This window comes from Leclercia sp. UBA7405 (assembly GCF_037152215.1).
Classification (GTDB): Bacteria; Pseudomonadota; Gammaproteobacteria; order Enterobacterales; family Enterobacteriaceae; genus Enterobacter; species Enterobacter pneumoniae.
This window is the reverse complement of record NZ_JBBCMR010000001.1, coordinates 1,670,206-1,696,151: the sequence shown is the minus strand read 5'-3', so window position 1 is coordinate 1,696,151 and position 25,946 is coordinate 1,670,206. Positions and strand designations below refer to the sequence as shown.

The window sequence follows — 25,946 nt, the reverse complement described above, 5'->3', positions numbered from 1 at the left end:
AATTACCCTCTTGCCGCAAGTGCGGTCACACGGTCGTATGCTGCGCCAGAGCGCAACACGTCGATAACTTTTTGCGCATTCGCCTTAAGATCCTCCTCGCCGTGCAGACGCATCAGCATGGCGACATTGGCGGCGACGGCAGCCTCATGAGCGGCTTCACCTTTACCTTGTAACAGGCGGGTGAGAATGTCACGGTTTTCTTCCGGGGTACCGCCTGCCAGCGCCTCCTGATGGTAAGGCGTTAAGCCAAAATCGCTCGCCTCAAGCTGATAGCTCTTAATTTCGCCATCATTCAGTTCTGCCACCAGGGTAGGGGCATGCAGTGACACTTCGTCCATGCCGCCGCTGTGAACCACGGCTGCACGCTGATATCCCAGCATGCGCAGTGTTTCAGCTATGGGCAGTACCAGTTCAGGGCTGTAAACACCAATCAGCGCCAGCGGAGGGTGTGCCGGGTTAATCAGCGGCCCCAGCACGTTAAACAGGGTACGGGTCTTCAGCTGCTGACGCACCGGCATAGCATGGCGGAAACCGGTGTGGTACTTCGGCGCGAACAGGAAGCAGACCCCCAGTTCGTCCAGCGCAGCGCGAGACTTTTCAGCATTCATGTCGAGGTTGATGCCAAATGCGGCCAGCAGATCGGATGAGCCGGAACGGCTGGAGACGCTACGGTTGCCGTGTTTAGCCACCTTGATACCACAGGCGGCAGCCACAAAGGCGCTGGCGGTGGAGATATTGATGCTGTTACTGCCGTCGCCGCCGGTACCCACGATATCGGCAAAGCGATAATCCGGACGCGGGAAAGGCGCAGCGTTTTCCAGCAGGGCGGTTGCTGCGCCAGCGATCTCCTGCGGGCTTTCACCACGGACTTTCATGCTCACCAGGGCGGCTGCAAGCTGCTCGGGTTTCAGCTCACCGCGTACCACGGCGGAGAACAGCTGGTGGCTCTCTTGTTGGCTCAGGGTCTGCGCCTGGTACAGTTTTTCCAGAACAGGTTGTAGGGTATTCGTCTGCTCCAGTTTTTGCAGCGCCCAGTTCAGCGTCTGCTCCAGCAGGCGAGCCCCCTGCGAGGTCAGAATGGATTCCGGGTGAAACTGCAGGCCGCAGACGCGGTCGGCGTCATGACGAACAGCCATCACCATTCCCTCGAAATGGGCGTTAATGGTCAGACCCGCCGGAATGTTGCTGCCCACCAGCGAGTGGTAACGCGCCACCGGCAGCGGGTTCATCAGCCCGGCAAACATCGCCTGGCCGTCGTGTTCAATACTGGATGCCTTGCCGTGCAGAATTTCGCCCGCCTGGCCGACGTAGCCGCCGTAGGCTTCCACAATCGCCTGATGGCCGAGGCAGATACCGATAATCGGTAGTTTACCGCGCATACGGGTCAGCAGTTCTGGCATACAGCCTGCTTCGCTTGGCGCACCCGGGCCCGGAGAGAGCATCAGCACCGGGTTCTGCATGGTGGCCAGGCGCTCAATTAAGGTCTGAGCCGGGACGTGATTACGGTAGATCACCACATTGTGGCCGTTGGCACGCAGCTGATCCGCCAGGTTGTAAGTAAAGGAGTCGATATTATCGAGCAGCAGAATGTCAGCCATCAGAAAATCTCCTGTGCGTGATGTGCGGTGGCAATCGCGCGCAGTACGGCGCGGGCTTTATTGCGGGTTTCGTCGGCTTCAGACTGCGGTACGGAATCAAGAACGATGCCAGCGCCAGCCTGAACGGTAGCGATACCATCTTCAACGTAAGCGGAGCGGATGACGATGCAGGTATCCAGATCGCCATGGGCCGTGAAGTAACCTACCGCGCCGCCATAGCTACCGCGGCGGCGTCCCTCTGCCTGAGCGATAAGCTGCATGGCGCGGACTTTTGGCGCGCCGCTCAGGGTGCCCATGTTCATGCAGGCCCGATAGGCGTGCAGCACGTCCAGATCGCTCCGCAGCTCGCCGACCACGCGGGAGACCAGGTGCATCACGAAAGAGTAACGGTCGACCTTGGTCAAATCCGCCACGTAGCGACTGCCCGGCGTGCAGATACGCGCCAGGTCGTTACGCGCCAGATCAACCAGCATCAAATGTTCAGACATCTCTTTTTGATCGGTACGCATCTCCAGCTCAATACGGCTGTCCAGGTCGCGATCAAGCGTGCCGTCCGCACGACGACCCCGCGGACGAGTCCCGGCGATTGGATAGATTTCAATCTGACGGCTGGTGGCGTCATATTTCAGGGAGCTTTCCGGCGAGGCGCCGAACAACGTAAAGTCGTTGTCCTGCATGAAGAACATGTACGGGCTTGGGTTGCTCTTCTTCAGCACATCATAGGCTGCCAGCGGAGAAGGGCACGGCAACGAGAAGCGACGGGATGGCACCACCTGGAAAATTTCGCCTGCGCGGATCGCTTTCTGCATCTGGCGTACGACCACGCCAAATTCGTCGTCGGTCTGGCTGTATTCGCAGCGCATCTGCTCAACGCGTTGCACCGGCAGAGAAGCAGGCTCTTCCGTCATCTGCTGCTGTAACTGGGCGATACGTTGCTCGAGGCGCTCTTTCTCATCCGTCAGGGGAGTAAAAAGGCTGGCCTGAATACGGGTGCTTTTCTTCTGGTGGTCGATCACCAGTAAGGTTTCTGCCAGGTAGAAGCAGTAATCCGGGCAGCGATTTCCCTGTTCAACGTCAGGCAGATTTTCAAAACCGGCGACCAGGTCATAGGCAAACAGCCCGCCAAAGAACATCGCTTCACGCTCGTCTTCCGGCACATTGACCAGGTTTTGCAACAGGCGGAAGGCATCAAAGACCGATAATGAGCAGAGGCGGGCATCTTCATCCAGCAGTTGGCTTACCGGCGGGAAGTGCAGAACGCGGGCGTCCGGGCGTTGTTCATTTTCAATGCCAGCGGGCAGGACGCTATCCAGTAAAGGTAACAATGCCGCGCCGTTAGCCGATAACGCCTGGATAGTGACAACGTCACCCATGGCGGTGATCCGCAAAGCGCTGTCTACCAGCAGCAAACTCTTGAGATCATCTTTGCTGTCGATATCGGCGGATTCCAGCAGCAGGGTGGCCGCGCGAGCGCCGCAGAGCTGATGAAACAGAGCCGTTGGATTATGGCGATAGGCTGCGTCCCGGGTAAGCAGTTCGAGGGTTGGTTTGGCTGTTTGCATTAGTGTGTTCTCATATTCTGTTCAATAAAAAGCCCGCTCTGTGGCGGGCCTGGTATCTGTATGCGCGACGCAAACGTCTGACACTGCCCGTAAATTCAGGAAGTGCGCCACCAACCATGCTGAGAGAAAGAGAGGGTCATTTGCCGATACCTTAAAAAGTGAACTTGCGTACTAGTTAACTAGTTCGATGGTTGAATGTCAACCCCCGATTTCAGTTATTCACGGCATACCGTTATCATAGTGAGCGCAAAGAGATGAAAATAGTGACGGGAGCCGCTTTGAGCGACACGAATTATGCAGTGATCTACGATTTACATAGCCACACAAAGGCCTCGGACGGCCTGCTTACGCCCGAAGAGTTAGTTCATCGCGCCCATGAGATGCGCGTGGGCACCCTGGCAATAACCGATCACGATACCACCGAGGCGATCCCGGCAGCACGGGCGGAAATTACCCGCAGCCAACTGCCGTTAACCTTAATCTCAGGCGTGGAGATCTCCACTCTCTGGGAAAATCATGAGATTCACATTGTTGGTCTGAATATCGACATTGAGAACCCGCTGATGTGCGAATTTCTGGACGAACAAAAAAACCGCCGTAACCAGCGGGCTGCGTTGATTGCCGAACGCCTGGAAAAAGCACATATCCCAGGCGCGCTGGAAGGGGCGCTTCGGCTGGCGGGAGGCGGGGCTGTAACCCGGGGTCATTTCGCCCGTTTTCTGGTGGAAGCGGGGAAGGCCAATAACATCGCCGATGTTTTCAAAAAATACCTGGCGCGGGGGAAAACCGGATACGTTCCTCCTCAGTGGTGTACAATAGAACAAGCTATTGATGTCATTCATCATTCTGGCGGTAAGGCGGTACTGGCCCATCCGGCACGGTATAACCTCTCCGCCAAGTGGCTGAAAAGGCTGCTGGCCTGGTTCGCGGAACAGGGCGGCGATGCGATGGAAGTCGCACAGTGCCAGCAAGCCCCCAATGAGCGTACACAACTTGCAACTTATGCCCAACAGTTCGGTTTACTGGCCTCGCAAGGCTCCGATTTTCATCAGCCTTGTCCGTGGATAGAGCTGGGCCGCAAGCTGTGGTTACCCGCAGGCGTCGAGCCGGTGTGGCAGCTCTGGGAACAGCCCGAGCCAAATAAAGAGAGGGAAGTATGAGTCAATTTTTCTATATCCATCCGGATAACCCGCAGGCGCGGTTGATTAACCAGGCGGTGGAGATTGTGCGTAAGGGCGGCGTTATCGTCTATCCCACGGACTCCGGTTACGCGCTGGGCTGCAAGATCGAAGACAAAGGGGCGATGGAGCGTATTTGCCGCATTCGCCAGCTGCCGGACGGGCACAATTTTACCCTGATGTGTCGCGATCTCTCGGAGCTCTCCACCTACTCCTATGTGGACAACGTGGCGTTTCGCCTGATTAAAAATAACACCCCTGGCAACTACACCTTTATCCTGAAAGGGACTAAAGAGGTACCTCGTCGTCTTCTGCAAGAGAAGCGTAAAACAATCGGTATGCGTGTGCCGTCGAACCCCATTGCACAGGCGTTGCTTGAAACACTGGGCGAGCCGATGCTCTCGACATCCCTGATGCTACCGGGCAGCGAATTTACCGAGTCAGACCCGGAAGAGATCAAAGACCGTCTGGAGAAAGTGGTGGATTTGATTATTCACGGCGGTTACCTGGGTCAACAGCCGACAACGGTGATCGATCTAACCGACGAAGGGCCAACTGTTATCCGTGAAGGTGTGGGTGACGTTAAGCCTTTCTTGTAAGGATGTAAGCCGCTATACTACGCGGCCATCATTATTGCGGTGTTATCCCGCTATAATGAATCCTGTTCGACGCCTGTGAAGGCGACACCTGAAGGAAGCTCAATGAGCGAGAAATTACAGAAAGTGCTGGCGCGTGCTGGCCACGGTTCACGCCGTGAAATCGAAACCATTATTGAAGCAGGTCGCGTCAGTGTAGACGGCAAAATCGCTACGCTGGGCGATCGCGTTGAGATCGTACCGGGTCTGAAGATCCGTATCGACGGACATCTGATCTCGGTAAAAGAGTCGGCGGAGCAGATCTGCCGCGTGCTGGCTTACTATAAGCCAGAAGGCGAACTCTGTACCCGTAACGATCCTGAAGGGCGTCCTACCGTCTTCGATCGTCTGCCGAAATTGCGCGGTGCGCGCTGGATTGCCGTGGGCCGTCTGGACGTTAACACCTGCGGGCTGCTGCTTTTCACTACCGATGGTGAACTGGCCAACCGTCTGATGCACCCAAGTCGTGAAGTTGAGCGTGAATACGCGGTACGCGTGTTTGGTGAAGTCGACGACAATAAAGTGCGCGACCTGTCGCGCGGTGTGCAGCTTGAAGATGGTCCGGCAGCATTTAAAACCATCAAATTCACCGGCGGTGAAGGCATCAACCAGTGGTACAACGTGACCCTGACCGAAGGCCGTAACCGTGAAGTGCGCCGTCTGTGGGAAGCCGTGGGCGTGCAGGTCAGCCGCCTGATTCGCGTGCGCTACGGCGACATCCTGCTGCCAAAAGGTTTGCCACGCGGTGGTTACACCGAGCTGGATTTAACCCAGACGAACTACCTGCGCGAGCTGGTGGGGCTGACGCCGGAAACCACCTCCAAGGTGGCGGTAGAGAAAGATCGCCGTCGCATGAAGGCGAACCAGATCCGCCGTGCGGTGAAGCGCCACAGCCAGGTGAGCACCGGTCGCCGCTCAGGCAGCCGTAACAATAACGGTTAAAAAATCAAACCCGGCATTGCCGGGTTTTTTCTTAATAGTCGATACCGATTTGCGCTTTCACCCCCGCATCAAACGCATGTTTGACCGGACGTAGCTCACTAACGGTATCTGCTATCTCCAGAATATCTCTGTGACAACCACGCCCGGTCACTATCACCGTCTGATGAGCTGGCCGGTTTTGCAGCGCGGTGATGACCCTTTCAAGCGGCAGATAGTCGTAGGCCACCATATAGGTAATCTCATCCAGCAGCACCATGTTCAGGTTGGGATCAGCCAGCATCCGCTCGGCATGCTGCCAGACCGCCAGGCAGGCGGCGGTGTCAGTCTCCCGGTTTTGCGTGTCCCAGGTAAACCCGGTTGCCATCACCTGAAACTCTACCCCATGCGGTTCCAACAGATTACGCTCGCCGTTTGGCCATTCGCCTTTAATAAACTGGATTACGCCGACCTTTTGACCGTGACCGACGGCGCGAGTGGCGGTGCCAAACGCGGCGGTGGTTTTACCCTTACCATTGCCCGTAAAGACAATAATAATTCCACGCTCATCCTGAGCGGCGGCAACGCGGGCGTCGACCTGTTCTTTTAACCGCTGCTGGCGCTGCTGATGACGATCATCACTCATTGGGAAATCCCTGGTTTACGGCCCGGTTGGGCATCAAAAGTCATACCGGTTTTCCGGCGGCTATCATCGCCCATCAGCCATAAATAGAGAGGCATAATGTCGGCAGGTGTTTTGAGTTTGTCCGGATCTTCCGTCGGGAATGCGCTGGCACGCATTTTAGTACGCGTACCTCCTGGGTTAATACAGTTCACGCGCAGATGACGGCTCTGATACTCTTCTGCCAGAACCTGCATCATCCCCTCAGTAGCGAATTTCGAGACGGCATAAGCGCCCCAGTTGGCACGCCCCTGACGGCCAACGCTGGAAGAGGTAAAGACCAGCGAGCCAGAGTCTGACTTCAGTAATAAAGGAAGCAGTGCCTGAGTCAGGAAAAAAGTACCGTTGACGTTGACCTGCATCACTTGCTCCCACAACACCGGATCCTGTTCATCCATCGGGCGCACTTCCCCCAGTAAACCGGCGTTATGCAGCACCCCATCGAGGCGAGGGTAGTGGGCGGCAATGCGTTGCGCCAGGGCCTGACAGCTCTCAGGGGTGCAGGTCAGGAGATCCAGTGTATACCAGCGCACCGGATGCGGGCTCACCTGGGCGACATCGTCGGCCGCAGCGCGTAATTTCTCTTCGTTACGGCCCAGCAGGATCACGCTGGCGCCGTGGCGGGCATAGGTCAAGGCTGCTTCAAGGCCAATGCCGTCGCTGGCGCCGGTGACCAAAATAATACGGTTTTGCAGTAGATCTTTTTTCGGTTGATAGTGCACGGTAACTCCTCTGGCACGCATGTTATCTGCGTCTGCTCTCTACGCTTTTCGGGTTTATGCCCGAAAGCGCGCGTGATTTCAATCAGTCTACCGGAGACTTGGTAGTGAAATTAACAATTTGCAAACATTTCGCGGCGGTTTAACCATTCCGGAAGCGCGATCGCAAGGGTAACTTCACAAGCGAGACGCCCGGCCATGGCTGTTGTACACTGGGTGCGAAAACAAGTGGTTAAATCAAGGTGGACGCGTGGAATTACTCTCTGAATATGGTTTATTTCTGGCGAAAATCGCAACGGTGGTAATTGCCATTGCGATAATCGCAGTTCTCATTGTTAACCTGACGCAGCGCAAGCGTCAGCGCGGCGAGTTACGTATTACCCGTTTGAGCGAGCAGTACAGCGAAATGCAGGAAGATATGTCGGTCTCCCTGCTCGACAAACATCAGCAAAAGCTGTGGCATAAAGCCCAGAAGAAGAAACACAAGCAGGAAGCCAAAGCCGCTAAAGCGAAGGCTAAACAGGAACAGCGAGACGAGCCGACAAAACCGCGCGTTTATGTGCTGGATTTTAAAGGGAGTATGGATGCGCATGAGGTGGCTTCCCTGCGTGAAGAGGTAACTGCTGTTATTGCCGTTGCCAAACCGCAAGATAAAGTGGTGGTACGACTCGAAAGCCCTGGTGGGGTGGTGCACGGTTATGGCCTGGCAGCCTCACAGCTGCAGCGCTTACGTGACAAGCAGATCCCTCTGACGATCGCGGTCGACAAAGTCGCGGCAAGCGGCGGCTACATGATGGCCTGCGTGGCGGACAAAATTGTCGCGGCGCCATTCTCGATTATCGGGTCGATTGGCGTGGTAGCGCAGATCCCTAACTTCAACCGCTTTCTGAAAAGCAAAGATATTGATATCGAGTTGCACACGGCGGGGCAGTACAAACGTACCCTGACGCTGTTAGGTGAAAACACCGAAGAGGGACGGCAGAAGTTTCGCGAAGATCTTAATGAAACCCATCATCTGTTTAAAGATTTCGTTAAGCAGATGCGTCCATCACTGGATATCGACCAGGTTGCAACCGGTGAGCACTGGTACGGTGTCCAGGCGCAGGAGAAAGGGCTGGTTGACGAAGTGGGGACCAGCGACGATCTGCTGCTGGGCCTGATGGAAAACCATGAACTGGTAGGGGTACGGTTTGTCCAGCGTAAACGCCTGACTGACCGCTTCACCAACAGCGCGGCTGAGAGCGCCGATCGCCTTCTGCTACGCTGGCTTCAGCGCGGTCAAAAACCGCTGCTGTAACTAAAACGCGAGGCCAAGGCCTCGCGTTTTTTAATCAACAAGGTGATACTTTTCCGAGAGCGTATGCGCCAGGTATTTAAACATATTAAACACCGCGGTGCTTTTTGGGGTTGGAAGCCCTTGCTCATCAAGGAAATACTCACCGCTGAACACCAGCACGCCGTTGCGCTGCTCGACGCCCGTGGCTTCAATGCCAGCCAGGGTGTCTTCATGTTCACGAATCAGTTTATTTGCTTCTGCGAGCAACGTGGCTCGGTCAACAGGTTGGGTCGTTTGCTGCATAATCCACTCCTTAAACAGTTGCAATAGTCTACGCCGCAGCGATGAAGTGGGCAAATTTTCCCTGTTTTAGCAGTGGGTTTATCCTGCTGACCCCGCTGGCGAGATTTGCTTTTGCATGCTAATAAAGTTGCGTAACGAATTATATCAGGTAGAGTGTGCGCTTTCGTCATTCTGGCAATAGATTTGCTTGACATTCGACCTAAACTTCGTCGTGCAGTCACGTTGATGCGAGAAAAAGCCCGTTAACTCAACCGCCTGGAGAAAGACGCGTAGTCGTCCGGAAACCACAGGGGGTTGATATCCACCGGGGATGTCGCAATATAAATGGCTCGTCGCCAGTGGAAGGTGAAATTACGTGCGACGTATTCCTGGAAGAAACAAATTAGGTAAAGGTGATTATGGGTAAAGCTCTCGTTATCGTTGAGTCCCCGGCAAAAGCCAAAACGATCAATAAGTATCTGGGTAGTGACTACGTGGTTAAGTCCAGCGTCGGTCATATCCGCGATTTGCCGACCAGTGGCTCAGCCAGTAAAAAGAGCGCAGACTCTACCTCCACCAAAGGGGCTAAAAAGCCTAAAAAGGATGAACGTAGTGCGCTCGTCAACCGCATGGGGGTCGATCCCTGGCATGACTGGCAGGCACAATATGAAGTGCTGCCAGGAAAAGAGAAAGTTGTCAACGAGCTGAAACAGCTGGCTGAAAAAGCAGACCACATCTATCTCGCAACCGACCTTGACCGCGAAGGGGAGGCCATTGCATGGCACCTGCGGGAGATCATCGGTGGCGACGAGACACGCTATAGCCGTGTCGTATTTAACGAAATTACCAAGAATGCGATTCGTCAGGCGTTTGAAAAGCCGGGCGAACTGAATATCGATCGTGTAAATGCGCAACAGGCCCGTCGTTTTATGGACCGCGTTGTGGGTTACATGGTCTCTCCGCTGCTGTGGAAAAAAATTGCCCGTGGGCTGTCCGCCGGACGTGTTCAGTCAGTAGCGGTACGCCTGGTCGTAGAGCGCGAGCGTGAGATTAAAGCATTCGTCCCGGAAGAGTTCTGGGATATCAATGCCAACGTTACTACCCCGGCTGGCGATGAACTGCCGCTGGAAGTCACGCATCAGAACGACAAGCCGTTTCGTCCGGAAAACCGCGACCAGACCATGGCTGCCGTGGCGCTGCTGGAAAAAGCACGTTACGACGTGGTGGAGCGTGAAGACAAACCGACCTCCAGCAAGCCTGGCGCACCATTTATCACCTCCACCCTGCAGCAGGCGGCAAGTACCCGTCTGGGCTTCGGCGTGAAGAAAACCATGATGATGGCGCAGCGTCTGTATGAAGCAGGCTACATCACCTATATGCGTACTGACTCGACGAACCTCAGTCAGGATGCTGTGAGCATGGTGCGGGATTACATCAGCGATAACTTCGGTAAGAAATATCTGCCGGAGAGTGCGAACCAGTATGCGAGCAAAGAAAACTCTCAGGAAGCGCACGAAGCGATTCGTCCTTCTGATGTAGCCGTCTCCGCTGAATCGCTGAAAGATATGGAAGCGGACGCGCAGAAACTTTATCAACTGATCTGGCGTCAGTTTGTTGCCTGCCAGATGAACCCGGCCCAGTACGACTCCACAACCTTGACCGTTGCTGCGGGTGATTTCCGCCTGAAAGCGCGCGGTCGCATTCTGCGCTTCGACGGCTGGACTAAAGTGATGCCTGCGCTGCGTAAAGGTGATGAAGACCGCACTCTGCCAGCAGTGAATAAGGGCGACACACTCTCGCTGGTTGAATTAACCCCGGCTCAGCACTTTACTAAGCCGCCGGCACGTTTTAGCGAAGCGTCACTGGTTAAAGAGTTAGAAAAACGCGGTATTGGTCGTCCGTCGACTTACGCGTCAATCATCTCCACCATCCAGGACCGCGGCTATGTACGCGTTGAGAGTCGTCGTTTCTACGCCGAGAAGATGGGAGAAATTGTCACCGATCGTCTGGAAGACAACTTCCGCGAGCTGATGAACTACGACTTTACCGCCCAGATGGAGGATCGTCTCGATCAGGTGGCGAACCATCAGGCGGAATGGAAGAAGGTGCTCGATAGCTTCTTCAGCGACTTCACCCTTCAGCTGGATAAAGCGGAAAAGGCGCCGGAAGAGGGCGGCATGCAGCCGAACCAGATGGTGCTGACCAGCATCGATTGCCCGACCTGTGGCCGCAAAATGGGTATCCGTACTGCGACAACCGGCGTCTTCCTGGGCTGCTCCGGTTACGCGCTGACGCCGAAAGAGCGTTGCAAAACCACCATTAACCTGGTGCCAGAGAACGAAGTTCTTAACGTACTGGAAGGTGATGACGCAGAGACCAACGCGTTGCGCGCCAAACGTCGTTGCCAAAAATGTGGCACGGCGATGGACAGCTACCTGATCGATCCGAAACGCAAATTGCACGTTTGTGGTAATAACCCAACCTGCGATGGATACGAGATCGAAGAGGGCGAGTTCCGTATCAAAGGCTATGACGGCCCGATTGTAGAGTGCGAAAAATGTGGTTCTGAAATGCACCTGAAAATGGGGCGTTTTGGCAAATACATGGCTTGTACAAACGACGAGTGTAAAAATACGCGTAAGATTCTGCGTAACGGTGAAGTGGCGCCGCCGAAAGAAGATCCGGTTCCGCTGCCTGAACTGCCATGCGAAAAATCGGACGCTTACTTCGTACTGCGCGACGGTGCTGCAGGGGTCTTCCTGGCGGCTAACACCTTCCCGAAATCTCGCGAAACCCGCGCGCCATTAGTGGAAGAGCTGTACCGCTTCCGCGACCGCTTGCCGGAAAAACTGCGTTACCTGGCTGAAGCGCCGCAGCAGGATCCAGAAGGGAATAAGACCGTGGTCCGCTTTAGCCGTAAAACGAAACAGCAGTATGTTGCAGCGGAAAAAGAGGGCAAAGCCACTGGCTGGTCTGCATTCTTCGTTGACGGTAAATGGGTTGAAGGTAAGAAATAACCTTTACATACCGTAACTTACCTGTAAAAGGGCCGGATCTCCGGCCCTTTTTTATTACATTCTTATTATTTTTAGTTCCGTACTATACAGTGATGATATAAATGATATAGTGGTTATAGTTAACCCCTTTCTTATTATCAAATCGTCTTAAGCGATTGCCCGTGTGCGTTAAATCGGATGGTCTGGCATGAAACTACAGCAGCTTCGCTATATTGTTGAGGTCGTTAATCACAACCTCAATGTCTCTTCGACCGCAGAAGGTCTTTATACCTCCCAGCCCGGTATCAGCAAGCAGGTGCGTATGCTTGAAGATGAGCTGGGCATCCAAATCTTTGCCCGTAGCGGTAAACACCTGACGCAGGTTACCCCCGCCGGACAGGAAATTATTCGTATTGCGCGCGAAGTGCTATCCAAAGTGGATGCCATCAAATCCGTGGCGGGCGAACACACCTGGCCTGATAAAGGTTCGCTCTATATTGCGACGACCCACACCCAGGCGCGTTATGCCCTGCCAGGCGTTATTAAGGGCTTCATTGAGCGTTATCCGCGCGTATCACTGCATATGCACCAGGGTTCGCCCACGCAAATTGCCGAGGCGGTATCGAAAGGCAATGCTGACTTTGCGATTGCCACGGAGGCCTTGCACTTATACGACGATCTGGTCATGCTGCCTTGCTATCACTGGAACCGCTCTATCGTAGTGACCCCGGATCACCCCTTAGCGGCGAAGAGCTCCGTCTCTATTGAGGAACTGGCCCAGTACCCGCTGGTGACCTACACCTTTGGCTTTACCGGGCGCTCAGAGCTGGATACCGCATTTAATCGTGCGGGGCTGACGCCGCGTATCGTCTTTACCGCCACTGATGCCGACGTCATTAAAACCTACGTTCGTCTGGGGCTTGGGGTAGGGGTGATTGCCAGTATGGCGGTCGATCCCGTCTCCGATCCGGATTTAGTCCGTCTGGATGCGCAGGGCGTATTTAGCCACAGTACAACCAAAATCGGTTTCCGTCGAAGCACCTTCTTGCGCAGTTACATGTATGATTTCATTCAACGTTTCGCGCCTCATTTGACGCGCGATGTGGTGGATACCGCCGTCGCGTTACGCTCGAATGAAGATATCGAAGCGATGTTTAAAGATATTAAACTTCCGGAAAAATAATCACATCCGGTATCTTTCCCCTGCGGAAAGATACCGTCTTTAATGGCTTAACCTAAATTAGAATTATCATCATCTTCGTTTAACCCGCCCAATTTCTCCCTTCGCCAGACTAAACTGTCGCAAATTTGCGACAAAAGTAGAAAATATTATCCCGCTTCGCAAATTCTTCGTTTCAATTATTTATTTCCGGTCAAAAGATTAACTATTTAATGGCTTAGGATTCGTAAATTCACTGGATTTTCGTCTAAAGTTCTTTTAGGATTTATCTCAACCATGATTACTTATGCCGATTGTTTGGTATCGAAATGATAAGCGAAATCGATTGCAAGAGGATAGCAATGCCATCAGGAAGTGAAGAACCGCAAAGGGACCCGCAGCTCAAGCGTAAAGCCTGGCTCGCCGTATTCCTTGGCTCAGCACTGTTTTGGGTGGTTGTTGCGCTCCTCGTCTGGCACTTTTGGGGTTAACTATGGCTGTTCAGGAGCGGTTTGAAACCATCAAGCTAATGTGTCAGCACCGTGACACAGCGCGCGACACGCGTAAACCTGAAAAGGCTAACGTGCCGGCTTCCTGGAAGCTGTCGCCGCAGCAGAAAGCTTTTATTGACGCGTTCGCAGAAGACGAACCGAAAAAACAATAATTTAGTTTTTGCCGCTCCGCGTAATTGTCCAATTACTCGCCGCGCTTTTGTACTCATTAATAAATACACATCAGCAATATTACTGAGTAAAACCTCAACCCTTACGAATAAATATATGACTGGTGTCGCAATGATGAATAATATGCGCAGTATCAAATACTGGTCCTGGATGGGCGCGTTTTCACTGTCGATCCTTTTCTGGTGCCAGCTAATCTGGATGACAATCAACTGATTGCTTAAAAACCCCGCCTGTGTGCGGGGTTTTTTATGCGTCCTTATTCAGATTTATCCCGCTAATTTATCAATTTGGGTTGTTATCAAAACGTTACGTTCTCTTTGTGTTATCTTTAATTACAGCCCTGATAACTGTCAGGACATCGCAATCCCTGTAATTAAGGAGGAGCTTATGTCGTTAACCCTACGCGAAGCCAGTAAGGACACATTGCAGGCTGAGAATAAAACTTACCATTACTACAGTCTGCCGCTGGCTGCCAGGGAACTTGGGGATATTGCGCGTCTACCCAAGTCGTTAAAAGTGTTGCTGGAAAACCTGCTGCGCTGGCAGGATGAAACTTCCGTCACGCTTGAAGATATTCGCGCGCTCGCCGGCTGGTTGAAAACCGCCCATGCTGACCGGGAGATCGCCTACCGCCCCGCCAGGGTTTTAATGCAGGACTTTACGGGCGTGCCTGCCGTTGTTGACCTGGCCGCCATGCGTGAAGCCGTTAAACGGCTGGGCGGTGATACCGCAAAAGTGAACCCTCTCTCCCCCGTTGACCTTGTTATCGACCACTCCGTTACCGTTGACCACTTTGGTGATGACGATGCCTTTGAAGAGAACGTGCGTCTGGAAATGGAGCGCAACCACGAGCGCTACGTCTTCCTGAAGTGGGGACAACAGGCATTTAGCCGCTTTAGTGTCGTACCGCCCGGAACGGGGATTTGCCATCAGGTAAACCTTGAATATCTGGGCAGAGCGGTCTGGAGCGAACTTCAGGATAAAGAGTGGGTGGCCTATCCGGACACGCTGGTTGGCACGGATTCGCATACCACTATGATCAACGGCCTTGGGGTACTGGGGTGGGGCGTCGGCGGTATCGAAGCCGAAGCGGCGATGCTTGGTCAACCGGTATCAATGCTTATTCCTGATGTGGTCGGTTTCAAACTGACCGGCAAACTCAGCGAGGGCATCACCGCCACTGACCTCGTATTGACCGTCACCCAGATGCTGCGTAAGCACGGGGTAGTGGGCAAATTCGTCGAATTTTACGGGGACGGACTGGATTCTCTTCCGCTGGCGGACCGCGCCACCATCGCCAATATGGCGCCAGAATATGGCGCAACCTGCGGCTTCTTCCCTATCGATGGCGTCACCCTCGACTATATGCGTCTAAGTGGCCGCAGCGAGGAGCAGGTGGCACTGGTAGAAGCCTATGCCAAGGCGCAAGGTATGTGGCGTAATGCGGGAGATGAGCCCGTCTTCACCAGTACGCTGGCGCTGGACATGGGCAGCGTAGAGGCGAGCCTGGCCGGACCAAAACGCCCCCAGGATCGTGTTGCCCTGGGGGATGTACCGAAAGCCTTTGCCGCGAGCACCGAGCTTGAGGTCAATACGGCGCAGAAAGATCGCCGTCCCGTCGATTATTCCATGAACGGCCACGCCTACCAGCTGCCGGACGGCGCGGTGGCTATCGCGGCGATCACCTCCTGTACCAATACCTCCAACCCCAGCGTGCTGATGGCCGCCGGGCTGCTGGCGAAAAAAGCCGTCACGCTGGGCCTGAAGCGTCAGCCTTGGGTCAAAGCCTCGCTGGCACCGGGTTCGAAAGTGGTATCAGATTACCTGGCGCAGGCCCGACTTACCCCATACCTTGATGAGCTGGGCTTTAACCTGGTGGGATACGGTTGTACGACCTGTATCGGCAACTCGGGGCCGCTGCCGGAGCCTATCGAACAGGCGATTAAGCAGGGTGACCTCACCGTTGGTGCGGTGCTGTCTGGCAACCGTAACTTTGAAGGTCGTATTCATCCCCTGATAAAAACGAACTGGCTGGCTTCGCCGCCGCTGGTGGTGGCTTACGCGCTGGCGGGGAACATGAATATCAACCTGGCAACCGATCCGCTGGGGCATGACCGCAAAGGCGACCCGGTCTACCTGAAAGATATCTGGCCATCGGCGCAGGAGATATCCCGCGCGGTTGAGCAGGTCTCAACCGATATGTTCCGCAAAGAGTATGCCGAAGTCTTTGAAGGCACACCTGAGTGGAAAAATATCGAAGTGGCACGCTCAGATACCTATAGCTGGCAGAGCGACTCGACCTATATTCGCCTCTCCCCATTCTTTGACGATATGGGTGCCGAGCCAAAACCGCTGGAGGATATCCACGGGGCCCGGATCCTGGCAATGCTGGGGGACTCGGTGACCACGGACCATATCTCCCCGGCGGGCAGTATTAAGGCCGACAGCCCGGCAGGGCGTTACCTGCAAAGCCGCGGTGTAGAGCGTCGTGATTTTAACTCCTACGGTTCGCGCAGGGGTAACCACGAAGTGATGATGCGCGGTACCTTTGCCAATATTCGCATTCGTAATGAGATGGTTCCGGGCGTAGAGGGGGGCATGACCCGTCACCTGCCAGGCAGCGAGGTGGTGTCGATCTACGATGCGGCCATGGCCTATCAGCAGGAAGGCACGCCGCTGGCGGTTATCGCCGGGAAAGAGTATGGCTCTGGCTCCAGCCGTGACTGGGCGGCGAAAGGGCCACGTCTGTTAGGCGTGCGGGTGGTGATTGCCGAGTCGTTCGAGCGTATCCACCGTTCAAACCTGATTGGGATGGGCATCTTGCCGCTGGAGTTCCCGCAGGGCGAATCACGGAAAACGCTGGGGCTGACGGGTGAGGAGAAGATCGATATTCGCGATCTTCAAAATCTGAAACCGGGTGCGACCGTGCCGGTTACGCTGACGCGTGCCGACGGCAAAACGGAAGTGCTGGAATGCCGCTGCCGTATTGATACCGCAACCGAGTTAACCTACTACCAGAACGACGGCATCCTGCATTACGTCATTCGAAACATGCTTAACTAACGCAAAAAAATGCCCGGCAGCGATGGCCGGGCATTCATTTTTATCGCGTTTATTCGCCGAGGAGATGGCCCATCTTGGCGGCTTTCGTATCCAGGTAATGGGCGTTTTTCGGGTTACGTCCGACGATCAGCGGCACGCGCTCCACGATATTGATGCCCGCTTCGCTCAGAATTTCGACCTTACGTGGGTTGTTGGTCAACAGACGCACTTCGTCTACGCCCAGCAGCTTAAACATATCCGCGCACAGCGTAAAATCACGCTCATCGGCCGCGAAGCCCAGTTGATGGTTCGCTTCGACGGTATCGTAACCCTGATCCTGCAGCGCATAGGCCCGTATTTTATTCAGCAGGCCAATGTTACGTCCTTCCTGACGGTGATACATCAGTATACCGCGCCCCTCTTCAGCAATATGCGAGAGGGCAGCTTCGAGCTGGAACCCGCAGTCACAACGCAGGCTAAACAACGCGTCGCCCGTCAGACATTCAGAGTGCACGCGTGCCAGTACCGGCGTCTGACCGGAAATGTCTCCGTAGACTAACGCAACATGATCCTGCCCGGTTGCCAGTTCTTCAAAACCCACCATCAGGAAATCGCCCCAGGGGGTAGGCAGTTTGGCTTCTGCCACACGTTTAAGCTGCATGTGATTCTCCAGAAATGTGCCTGTTCGGCTCTCTTTATCTGCTTATTTTGCCACAAGCTGCGCAGGTTCACCTAATCCACGCCCGCTATACGAACGTTAAACGCACAATCCGACATTTTTACCTGTCGATGAATTTTCGGTTATGATTGTTGGGCTTACCGATAAAAGGAGTCGACATGCTTTCAATTGCCCGCCGTACGGCGGTAGGAGCAGGGATATTGCTCATTATGCCCGCCGCCGTCTGGATCTCCGGCTGGCAGTGGCAGCCAGGAGGCAGCAGCGCCTGGTTGAAAACCCTGTTCTGGGTAACCGAAACCGTCACCCAACCCTGGGGCATTATTACCCATACGCTACTCTGTCTCTGGTTCTTATGGTGTTTGCGCTTTCGTCTACGTGCCGCCATCATGCTGTTTGCCATTCTCGGGGGATCGATTGCCGTGGGGCAGGGGGTGAAATCCTGGGTTAAAGAACGCGCGCAAGAACCGCGTCCTTATGTTGTCTGGCTCGAAAAAGAGCACCAGGTGCCGGTAAACGACTTCTACAATTTAAAGCGTAAGGCGCGCGGTGAACTGGTGAAAGAGCAGCTTGCCGAGCAGACTGATATTCCGAAATTCTTACGCAAGCACTGGCAAAAAGAGACGGGTTTTGCCTTTCCTTCGGGCCACACCATGTTTGCCGCCAGTTGGGCGTTGCTGGGCGTTGGGCTGTTATGGCCACGCCGGCGCACCATCACCATCGTCGTTCTGCTGGCCTGGGCCACGGGGGTGATGGGCAGCCGTCTGCTCCTGGGAATGCACTGGCCGGTCGATCTGATCGTCGCTACGCTTATATCATGGCTGCTGGTGACGCTTGCCACCTGGATTGCTGAGCGAGTCTGTGGACCGCTGATGCCGCCGAAAGAAGAAGAGCGAGAAATCGCCACCCGGGACGCGGAAAGCTGACCGCGGTTGAAAATCGCGATTTAACCCGCAGATCCTAATCTGGCGCGCGACTTTTTCCGTTTCGCGCCAGCCCTTAAAATGATAGGTTATAAGGCTGATTGCGGTATGTTGAACACACTTTATTCGCTCAAACCACATAACGGGAAGTAATGTGAAATATTTACTCATTTTCTTACTGGTATTGGCGATTTTTGTCATTTCCGTCACATTAGGTGCGCAAAACGATCAACAGGTAACTTTCAATTATCTGCTGGCGCAGGGCGAGTATCGAATTTCAAGTCTGCTGGCGGTGCTTTTTGCAGCAGGCTTTGCGATCGGCTGGCTAATTTGCGGGCTATTCTGGCTTAAAGTACGCGTCTCGTTGGCCCGTGCTGAACGAAAAATTAAACGTCTTGAATATCAGATCGCGCCCACGGCCGACGTTCCGGTAACTTCAGGTGTGCCGGTCGCGAAGGAATAATCGAAGATGCTGGAGTTGTTGTTTCTGCTTTTGCCTGTCGCCGCAGCCTATGGCTGGTATATGGGCCGCAGAAGTGCGCAACAGACAAAACAGGATGAAGCCAACCGCCTGTCACGTGACTATGTGGCAGGGGTTAACTTCCTGCTGAGCAATCAACAGGATAAAGCGGTAGACCTGTTCCTTGAGATGTTGAAAGAAGATACCGGCACCGTTGAGGCTCACCTCACCCTCGGTAACCTCTTCCGCTCCCGCGGAGAAGTTGACCGTGCAATTCGTATTCACCAGACCTTAATGGAGAGCGCGTCGTTAACCTACGATCAGCGCCTGCTTGCCGTTCAACAGCTTGGTCGTGACTATATGGCCGCCGGGCTTTATGACCGCGCGGAAGATATGTTCAATCAGCTGGTGGACGAAACCGATTTCCGTATCAGCGCCCTGCAGCAGTTATTGCAAATTTACCAGGCTACCAGTGACTGGCAAAAAGCGATCGAGGTGGCTGAGCGGCTGGTGAAATTGGGTAAAGATAAACAGCGCGGCGAAATTGCCCATTTCTACTGCGAACTTGCGCTGCAGCAGATGGGCAGCGAGGATATGGATCGCGCTATTGCGTTGCTGAAAAAAGGCGCCGCGGCGGATCGTAATAGCGCGCGTATCTCCATCATGCTCGGCCGGGTGTTTATGGCCAAAGGCGAATATAACAAAGCCGTGGAGAGCTTGCTGCGCGTCATTGATCAAGATAAAGAGTTGGTTAGCGAAACCTTAGAGATGCTGCAAACCTGCTATCAGCAGTTGGGCAAACCCGAGGAGTGGGTCGCTTTCCTGCGCCGCTGCGTGGAAGAGAACACCGGGGCCAGCGCCGAGCTGATGCTGGCAGATGTCATCGAACAGCATGAAGGTAGCGACACGGCGCAGCTCTATATAAACCGTCAGCTACAGCGCCATCCAACCATGCGCGTATTTCATAAACTGATGGACTATCACCTTCATGATGCCGAAGAGGGGCGCGCCAAAGAGAGTCTGATGGTGCTGCGCGACATGGTGGGTGAACAGGTACGCAGCAAGCCGCGTTTTCGCTGTCAGAAGTGTGGATTTACGGCCTATACCCTTTACTGGCACTGTCCGTCGTGCCGGGCATGGAATACCATTAAGCCGATTCGCGGGCTGGATGGGCAGTAATTTTTAAAAAACCTCACTTTAGTTACAACATACTATTAGTGGTTCATCTGCCTCCCTTTGACTCCGTGCGGCCTGTGGCCTGACAGGGTTTAAATGGTTTCTGTTAATTTTTAGCACTCACAGGTAGAATGCTCGCCGTTTATCTATCCCGCGCCGGTGCGGCGCCCATCGACGAGAAGGCCAGGTCATGACGTCTTTAGCTTCATCATCTTCCCGCGTAGTTACATCCTCTCCTGTTGTTGTCGCCCTTGATTACAACAATCGTGATAACGCTTTGGCTTTTGTTGATCGCATCGACCCACGCGACTGCCGTCTGAAAGTGGGTAAAGAGATGTTTACGCTGTTCGGGCCGCAAATTGTCCGTGATCTGCAGCAGCGCGGGTTTGAAATCTTCCTCGACCTTAAATTTCACGACATTCCTAACACCACCGCGCATGCCGTAGCGGCAGCTGCAGATCTGGGTGTATGGATGGTGAACGTTCATGCCTCCGGCGGTGCACGAATGATGACAGCAGCGCGCGAAGCGCTGATACCGTTTGGCAGCGATGCCCCGCTCTTGATTGCGGTTACCGTGCTCACCAGCATGGAAGCCAGCGACTTGCTCGATCTGGGCATTACGCTCACGCCAGCGGAGCACGCAGAACGACTGGCACGCCTGACCCAAAACTGTGGCCTCGATGGCGTGGTCTGTTCCGCTCAGGAAGCGGTTCGCTTTAAGAGTGAGCTGGGTCAGTCCTTCAAGCTGGTGACGCCAGGGATTCGTCCGGTGGGCAGCGATGCGGGCGACCAGCGTCGTATCATGACGCCGGAACAGGCGCAGATTGCCGGCGTAGACTATATGGTTATTGGGCGTCCGGTGACCCAGTCTGCCGATCCGGCGCAAACCCTGCGTGCCATCAACGCATCACTGAATAAGGGGGCGTAATGCGCGATACAAATAGTCGTCTGGTTTACTCAACTGAAACCAGGCGTATCGATGAACCCAAATCTTCCCCAGAACGACCGAAAGGGGACGGTATTGTGCGTATTCAGCGCCAGACCAGCGGGCGGAAAGGGAAGGGCGTATGTCTGGTTACCGGTATTGATGCTGACGATGCTACGCTGGTGCAGATAGCCGCGGAATTAAAAAAGAAATGTGGCTGCGGCGGCGCAGTAAAAGATGGCGTAATAGAAATCCAGGGGGATAAACGCGATCTTATTAAATCGCTGCTGGAAGCCAAAGGGATGAAAGTCAAACTGGCAGGCGGTTAAAAAAGGCAAAAAATAAGCCACGGCATTGGCCGTGGCATTAAATTCAATAGCGTGAAGCTGACTAACTTAATTAATCTACCTGGTGGCCGATAATACCGCCCACTGCTGCACCACCTAAGGTACCCAGCGTGCTGCCATCGGTCAGGACTGAACCACCGATAGCACCAGCACCCGCGCCGATAGCGGTGTTACGATCGCGTTTGGACCAGTTGGAACATGCGCTCAAAGACATTGCCAGAGTCACTGCCACCACGGCAGCAGTTAATTTCTTGCTGGTAAGTAAAGACATAATACGTTCTCCTGAATTATTGATTCATGGAACACATAATCAATCTAAGTATAGCTTATTTACATACTCAGTTGCCGTTATCCATGAAACCTTGTCGCGCAGGCGTTACAAAATCACGCAGGTGATAGTTACTTCCTGTTATATCGCTAACATTAATTTTACGTCTTAATCATTCAGCAGACAGGTAAATAGTCTTAAAGAAATGGTCGGAATAGTCTCATACAACGCGAGGGGTTAATTCGCCCGAATAATCGGGCGAAGAGGAGGGGATCAGTCAGGTTTTTTTACGATATCGACGATGAGTCCGTCACGTTCTAATTGCTGCTGATGCTCCGCTTTAAGGCCGTTATCCGTAATGACCCGGCTGAAGCGCGAGATGGGGCCCATCATATAAGGGTGAACAACACCAAACTTGGAGCTATCGGTCAGTACCACCGCTTCGCCGCCTTTCTCCAGCACTGCGTTGACGACATCGGAACGCATCATGTCACGCCCGGTAAAGCCGGTCTCAGGCTGCCAGCCATCAATGCCGATAAAGGCTTTACTGAAATGCACCTGCTGAACATATTGCCGCGTCAGCGGGCCAACCATGCTTTCGCTCTTCTTCTGATAAATACCGCCCAGCAGGATCACTTCGCAGCGCGTCTCCTTAAGCAGATGGGCGATATAGCTGCTGACGGTGACGATAGTCACCTCTTTCTGCTCTGCCAGCGTCCGGGCGAGCAGGGCATTGCTACTGCCATTCTCAATGAAGACCGTTTCGCCGTTGTTCACCAGTGAGGCGGCAAACTCCGCCAGTTCACGCTTCAGGGCATAGTTATTCATCATCCGCGTTTCAACATCTTCACTGTCGAGCGGAACCGCGTAGCCGTGCGCGCGACGCAGATAACTCATTTTTTCAAGCAGGTTGAGATCCTGGCGGATGGTCACTTCCGACACGCCGGTTGTTTTCGCCAGCTCGACGACGCTGACGCGCCCTCTGTCGATCACCATCTGCAGAATTTGTTGTTGTCGGGAATTCATAGCATCCATATCAAAACGGTAAGCACCGTTGGTTAATGGTTAAAACAGAGATAACTCACTACGGAGCACGCATGAGGTCGTGAATACCTCACACCTCCCATGGCGCTTTCGGCTGAGGGGCATCGGAAGCGGGTTCGCTCCCCGCCTGGGTCAGTAATTCGCTTTTTAAAATCTCGAGATTACGAATAGCAGAGTGATAATCGCCTGCGACCAGGATATCCAGCACGGTATCAATACGTTGAGCCACTTTCAGTGCATTGATATCAGACATAATCTCATCCTTAAATGAAAAGTGAATAAATTCAATGATGCAGAAAATGAGGGCAAAAGAGAAGGGAAAATGTGTTCTCACCAAATGACATAAATGATAGTGATATTTTTAACGCTCAACATGATGGGTACTTTAGCAGTGGATTAGTCTAACTCTGCGCGCAACGCGCTTTTTTCCAAGAGGAAATAGAGTATGACTATTATCAATCAGGTGACCTGTAAACTCTTTACTGATACGGAACGATTCACGCAGTTAGCGGGATATTACGAGGAGGAGAGACGTACCGTCTGGATGATGCTGCGCGCTCAGCCGCGACCCTGTTTTAATCATGCGCTGATCGAAGAGATCATGAATATGTCATGGCTGGTGCGGCAATCGGGCTTTATCGTCGACTTTTGGGTGACCGGCTCGCTGGTACCGGATATGTACAATGCAGGAGGTGATTTACGTTTCTTCGTGGAGTGTATCCAGCATGGCCGACGCGAAGCCTTACGCGCTTACGCCCGCGCCTGCGTTGATTGTGTCCATGCGGCCTCAAGGGGCTTTGATACCGGGGCGATTTCCCTCTCGATGGTCGAAGGGAGCGCGCTGGGTGGAGGCTTTGAGGCGGCGCTGGCCCATCACTTTCTGCTGGCCCAGCGAGATGTGCGCTTAGGGTTCCCGGAGATCGCCTTCAACCTCTTTCCGGGGATGGGCGGCTACTCGCTGGTTGCGCGTCGTTCCGGCATGAAACTGGCCGAAGAGCTGATTTACAAAGGGGAGTCACACACGGCGGAGTGGTACCAGCAGCATGGACTGGTGGACGTGCTTTTTGAGCCGGGGCAAGGCTATGTGGCGACACGGACCTTTATTGATACCCTGCAGCCCAAAATGAATGGTGTTCGGGCGATGTTGCGGGCCCGGCAGCGCGTGATGCAGTTACCCCGTAGCGAACTGATGGATATCACTGAGGACTGGGTAGATGCCGCATTCTGCCTGCAACCGAAAGATATCGCCTATATGGAACGGCTGGTTCAGCTGCAGGATCGTCACACCGCCTCCGGATTGCGTAAAGCGAGCTAGCGGGCATTGCGTGACTGGTAGCGTTTAAACCAACGCTCGAAGGCAGTCGCGGGCATAGGTTTAGCAAAATGAAATCCCTGTCGTTCATTGACGCCATTCTTTGTCAGAAAGGCGTCTTCTTTCGCACTCTCCACCCCTTCAGCGATCACCTGCAGATTCAGGGCCTGCGCCACGGCCACAATGGCACGCACCAGCGATTGAGAGACGGACTGTTTATGAATATCCCGCACAAAGGCCTGGTCGAGCTTGATAGCGTCAATGGGAAAACGCGCCAGCTGAGAGAGGGATGAGTATCCAGTACCAAAGTCATCCAGATGAATTTGCGATCCCAGCTTGCTGAATTGTTGGATCACTGACAACGCCAGCTCTTCATTCTCAATCAGGCAACTTTCGGTGAGTTCTACATCAATCGGACAGTATTCGAAATTCAAATCTTTCAGGGCCTGTTTCAGATCGCTGAAAATGGTCTGATCCGCGAGCTGCCGCGCTGAGACGTTAACCGCCACCCGTAAGTTGATTCCCTTATCACGCCACTTGGCCACCTGGCGCACCACATCGAGCATCACCCAGCGCCCGAGAGGCACAATGAGCCCGGACTCTTCCGCGTAGGAGATAAACTCCATGGGAGGGATCAGCCCGCGTTCGGGCGATTGCCAACGCACCAGCGCCTCCAGGCTCCGGACTTCTCCGCGCCAGGTAATCTTGGGCTGGTAGTGGATCACTAACTGGTCATTATCGAGCGCTTTGCGCAGGTTGGTATCCAGCCACAGGTACTCAAATACGCGCTGATTCATCTCTGGTGAGAAGACCGTAAATTTACCACGGCCACTCTCTTTGGCGGTGTACATCGCCGTATCGGCGTTACGGATCACGCTCTCGCGATCGGTGCCGTGCTGAGGCGCAAGGGAAATACCCAGTGAGCAACCCGTGTAGACTTCGATGAGACCGATGCGAAAGGGCTGCCGCAGACGGGTTAAAATGCGTGAGGCCATCGCCTCCAGCGAGCTTTGGGAGGTGTCAGTCGCCAGAACAATAAACTCATCCCCACCCAGGCGCGCAAGAACCTGCCCCTCTTCAAGGCAGCTCAAAATCGCCAGCGCGACGGCCTGTAGGAGCTGATCGCCAAACATGTGCCCGTAGGCATCGTTCACCTTTTTGAAATTATCCAGGTCGAGATAGACCACGCCCACCTGACCCTCTCCGCGCTGCGCAATAGCATCGCTGATCATTTCATGGATGGCGTTTCGGTTAGGCAGGCCCGTAATGGTATCGGTATTCGCCAGCACGCGCAGTCGTTCCTGGGCGCGGCGCTCCTCCGTAATATCCGTGCCTGAGCAGATCAAGAAGATCTCATTTTTTCCGCTACCGCTATGGACGAATTTATTACGAAAGAGAAACAGGCGCTGACCTTTACGGGTCTTGATCCAGCGTTCCACCTCATAGGAGCTGCCGTTACGAAAAAAACCGCTGATATTACGCCGTGAGGCAGCCGCTTCGCTGCGGCTCATAAAGAGTTTAAAGACGTTCTGGCCGATGACTTCCTGCTCTTTCAGGCCGGTATACTCTTCGCTCAGACGATTGAAACGCTGAATATTGCCGTGTCGGTCGAGAATGACAATCACGGAGTTGGCTTCAGAGACCACCTGCTCGGCAAAAGAGAGCCCCTGGGCCAGATCCCGCGCAACGGAAGGGGTGTCGTTCCAGGCAGAGGCGGTACCAGCCCACTCTTTTTTATTGATTTTACGGCCAACCAGATGCACCGGGACGTCGGTGCCATAGAGCGAAAGTGTCATGGTAATGCTGGAGGTAATAACGGTCATCTCGCGAATGCTGTCGGCCTGTTCATCCGTCAGGGCGACCACCTGCGTGGTATCGGAACTCTCGCTGGCAGCAAGGTGGAGCGCGTTACTGTCGGCTGTCAGGCGCCACCAGGGACTGAGGGTGCCCATATAACGAAACAGCAAATTTTGCTCCAGATCGTCAATCATGTTCTCTCCCGGGCCCGCTTAATAGCGCTCACAATGCGCATTTTCATTCGCGTACACCACCAGTTCCGAAGGGTATTCACGAGATGAAATTATT

Annotated in this window: 26 protein-coding genes and 1 other annotated feature; of the genes, 16 read left to right on the top strand and 10 right to left on the bottom strand. The window is 54.1% G+C overall.

The features are described from left to right. Positions 1–2: 2 nt before the first annotated feature. Both trpD and WFN75_RS08285 read right to left on the bottom strand, forming a co-directional pair. Positions 3–1,598 (bottom strand): bifunctional anthranilate synthase glutamate amidotransferase component TrpG/anthranilate phosphoribosyltransferase TrpD, encoded by a 1,596-nt coding sequence (trpD, locus tag WFN75_RS08290; RefSeq protein WP_040075349.1) that lies wholly within the window; start codon positions 1,596–1,598, stop codon positions 3–5. Next, entirely contained in the window at positions 1,598–3,160 is a 1,563-nt protein-coding gene (locus tag WFN75_RS08285; RefSeq protein ID WP_336996005.1) for an anthranilate synthase component 1, read from the bottom strand. The genes trpD and WFN75_RS08285 overlap by 1 nt, the downstream gene beginning before the upstream one ends. A 23-nt stretch (positions 3,161–3,183) precedes the next feature. After that, positions 3,184–3,279: a sequence feature (Trp leader region), on the bottom strand. Between the two features lie 159 nt (positions 3,280–3,438). On the opposite strand from WFN75_RS08285, the gene rnm reads away from it, so the two are divergent. The 3 genes from rnm (at position 3,439) to rluB (ending at position 5,915) form a co-directional block, all read left to right on the top strand. Further along, entirely contained in the window at positions 3,439–4,320 is an 882-nt protein-coding gene (gene rnm / locus WFN75_RS08280) for an RNase RNM (protein ID WP_286809127.1), read from the top strand. Beyond that, positions 4,317–4,937, top strand: a complete 621-nt coding sequence (locus WFN75_RS08275; RefSeq protein ID WP_040075354.1) for an L-threonylcarbamoyladenylate synthase — start codon at positions 4,317–4,319, stop codon at positions 4,935–4,937. The genes rnm and WFN75_RS08275 overlap by 4 nt, the downstream gene beginning before the upstream one ends. Positions 4,938–5,039: 102 nt before the next feature. Further along, positions 5,040–5,915 (top strand): 23S rRNA pseudouridine(2605) synthase RluB, encoded by an 876-nt coding sequence (rluB, locus tag WFN75_RS08270; protein ID WP_040075355.1) that lies wholly within the window; start codon positions 5,040–5,042, stop codon positions 5,913–5,915. Between the two features lie 31 nt (positions 5,916–5,946). Here the strand turns inward: rluB and cobO are convergent, their stop codons facing one another. Both cobO and WFN75_RS08260 read right to left on the bottom strand, forming a co-directional pair. Next, entirely contained in the window at positions 5,947–6,537 is a 591-nt protein-coding gene (cobO, locus tag WFN75_RS08265; RefSeq protein ID WP_336996004.1) for a cob(I)yrinic acid a,c-diamide adenosyltransferase, read from the bottom strand. Continuing rightward, complete coding sequence (locus WFN75_RS08260; protein ID WP_040075357.1) at positions 6,534–7,295, bottom strand: YciK family oxidoreductase; 762 nt, start codon at positions 7,293–7,295, stop codon at positions 6,534–6,536. The genes cobO and WFN75_RS08260 overlap by 4 nt, the downstream gene beginning before the upstream one ends. Positions 7,296–7,542: 247 nt before the next feature. On the opposite strand from WFN75_RS08260, the gene sohB reads away from it, so the two are divergent. Further along, on the top strand, positions 7,543–8,589 hold the full coding sequence (sohB, locus tag WFN75_RS08255; protein WP_040075358.1) for a protease SohB: 1,047 nt from the start codon (positions 7,543–7,545) through the stop codon (positions 8,587–8,589). Between the two features lie 30 nt (positions 8,590–8,619). On the opposite strand, the gene WFN75_RS08250 is transcribed toward sohB, so the two are convergent. After that, a complete protein-coding gene (locus WFN75_RS08250) occupies positions 8,620–8,871 on the bottom strand; it encodes a YciN family protein (RefSeq protein ID WP_040075359.1) in 252 nt (83 codons plus the stop codon). 398 nt (positions 8,872–9,269) lie between these two features. Between WFN75_RS08250 and topA the strand changes: the two genes are divergently transcribed. The 6 genes from topA (at position 9,270) to acnA (ending at position 16,751) form a co-directional block, all read left to right on the top strand. Then, a complete protein-coding gene (topA, locus tag WFN75_RS08245) occupies positions 9,270–11,867 on the top strand; it encodes a type I DNA topoisomerase (protein WP_336996003.1) in 2,598 nt (865 codons plus the stop codon). Between the two features lie 187 nt (positions 11,868–12,054). Further along, a complete protein-coding gene (gene cysB, locus WFN75_RS08240) occupies positions 12,055–13,029 on the top strand; it encodes an HTH-type transcriptional regulator CysB (RefSeq protein WP_040075362.1) in 975 nt (324 codons plus the stop codon). A 305-nt stretch (positions 13,030–13,334) separates the two neighbouring features. Beyond that, positions 13,335–13,496, top strand: a complete 162-nt coding sequence (locus WFN75_RS08235; protein ID WP_080346611.1) for a YmiA family putative membrane protein — start codon at positions 13,335–13,337, stop codon at positions 13,494–13,496. Positions 13,497–13,498: 2 nt separating this feature from the next. Then, positions 13,499–13,669 carry a hypothetical protein gene (locus WFN75_RS08230; protein WP_207291848.1) on the top strand — a complete coding sequence of 57 codons (171 nt, stop codon included), beginning with the start codon at positions 13,499–13,501 and terminating at the stop codon, positions 13,667–13,669. A gap of 133 nt (positions 13,670–13,802) precedes the next feature. Beyond that, a complete protein-coding gene (ymiC, locus tag WFN75_RS08225; RefSeq protein ID WP_327061775.1) occupies positions 13,803–13,901 on the top strand; it encodes a small membrane protein YmiC in 99 nt (32 codons plus the stop codon). A 174-nt stretch (positions 13,902–14,075) separates the two neighbouring features. Continuing rightward, entirely contained in the window at positions 14,076–16,751 is a 2,676-nt protein-coding gene (acnA, locus tag WFN75_RS08220; protein WP_040075364.1) for an aconitate hydratase AcnA, read from the top strand. A 49-nt stretch (positions 16,752–16,800) separates the two neighbouring features. Here acnA and ribA read toward each other — a convergent pair whose 3' ends face one another. Then, a complete protein-coding gene (gene ribA, locus WFN75_RS08215; protein ID WP_040075365.1) occupies positions 16,801–17,391 on the bottom strand; it encodes a GTP cyclohydrolase II in 591 nt (196 codons plus the stop codon). A 176-nt stretch (positions 17,392–17,567) separates the two neighbouring features. On the opposite strand from ribA, the gene pgpB reads away from it, so the two are divergent. From pgpB to yciH, 5 genes are all read left to right on the top strand, one after another. Next, positions 17,568–18,332 carry a phosphatidylglycerophosphatase B gene (gene pgpB, locus WFN75_RS08210; protein WP_207291846.1) on the top strand — a complete coding sequence of 255 codons (765 nt, stop codon included), beginning with the start codon at positions 17,568–17,570 and terminating at the stop codon, positions 18,330–18,332. A gap of 151 nt (positions 18,333–18,483) precedes the next feature. Beyond that, complete coding sequence (locus WFN75_RS08205; RefSeq protein ID WP_040075368.1) at positions 18,484–18,792, top strand: LapA family protein; 309 nt, start codon at positions 18,484–18,486, stop codon at positions 18,790–18,792. A gap of 6 nt (positions 18,793–18,798) precedes the next feature. Further along, positions 18,799–19,968: a lipopolysaccharide assembly protein LapB gene (lapB, locus tag WFN75_RS08200; RefSeq protein ID WP_040075369.1), complete on the top strand. Its 1,170-nt coding sequence runs from the start codon at positions 18,799–18,801 to the stop codon at positions 19,966–19,968. A gap of 187 nt (positions 19,969–20,155) precedes the next feature. Continuing rightward, positions 20,156–20,893, top strand: a complete 738-nt coding sequence (pyrF, locus tag WFN75_RS08195; RefSeq protein WP_336996002.1) for an orotidine-5'-phosphate decarboxylase — start codon at positions 20,156–20,158, stop codon at positions 20,891–20,893. After that, a complete protein-coding gene (yciH, locus tag WFN75_RS08190) occupies positions 20,893–21,219 on the top strand; it encodes a stress response translation initiation inhibitor YciH (protein ID WP_336996001.1) in 327 nt (108 codons plus the stop codon). Before pyrF ends, yciH begins: the two co-directional genes overlap by 1 nt. Before the next feature lie 70 nt (positions 21,220–21,289). On the opposite strand, the gene osmB is transcribed toward yciH, so the two are convergent. From osmB to WFN75_RS08175, 3 genes are all read right to left on the bottom strand, one after another. Beyond that, positions 21,290–21,508: an osmotically-inducible lipoprotein OsmB gene (osmB, locus tag WFN75_RS08185; protein ID WP_040075373.1), complete on the bottom strand. Its 219-nt coding sequence runs from the start codon at positions 21,506–21,508 to the stop codon at positions 21,290–21,292. 270 nt (positions 21,509–21,778) lie between these two features. Continuing rightward, positions 21,779–22,531 (bottom strand): DNA-binding transcriptional regulator YciT, encoded by a 753-nt coding sequence (gene yciT / locus WFN75_RS08180; RefSeq protein WP_336996000.1) that lies wholly within the window; start codon positions 22,529–22,531, stop codon positions 21,779–21,781. A gap of 88 nt (positions 22,532–22,619) precedes the next feature. Then, the gene (locus tag WFN75_RS08175) at positions 22,620–22,802 is read right to left on the bottom strand and encodes a YciZ family protein (RefSeq protein WP_040075375.1); all 183 of its coding nucleotides are present in this window, start codon (positions 22,800–22,802) and stop codon (positions 22,620–22,622) included. A gap of 192 nt (positions 22,803–22,994) precedes the next feature. Here WFN75_RS08175 and WFN75_RS08170 point away from each other — a divergent pair, with 192 nt between their 5' ends. Continuing rightward, positions 22,995–23,864, top strand: coding sequence for a crotonase/enoyl-CoA hydratase family protein (locus WFN75_RS08170; RefSeq protein WP_207291841.1), 870 nt, complete (start codon positions 22,995–22,997; stop codon positions 23,862–23,864). Here the strand turns inward: WFN75_RS08170 and pdeR are convergent. Then, a complete protein-coding gene (gene pdeR / locus WFN75_RS08165) occupies positions 23,861–25,852 on the bottom strand; it encodes a cyclic di-GMP phosphodiesterase (protein ID WP_046885223.1) in 1,992 nt (663 codons plus the stop codon). The two genes, WFN75_RS08170 and pdeR, sit on opposite strands and share 4 nt — an antisense overlap. Positions 25,853–25,946: the final 94 nt, after the last annotated feature.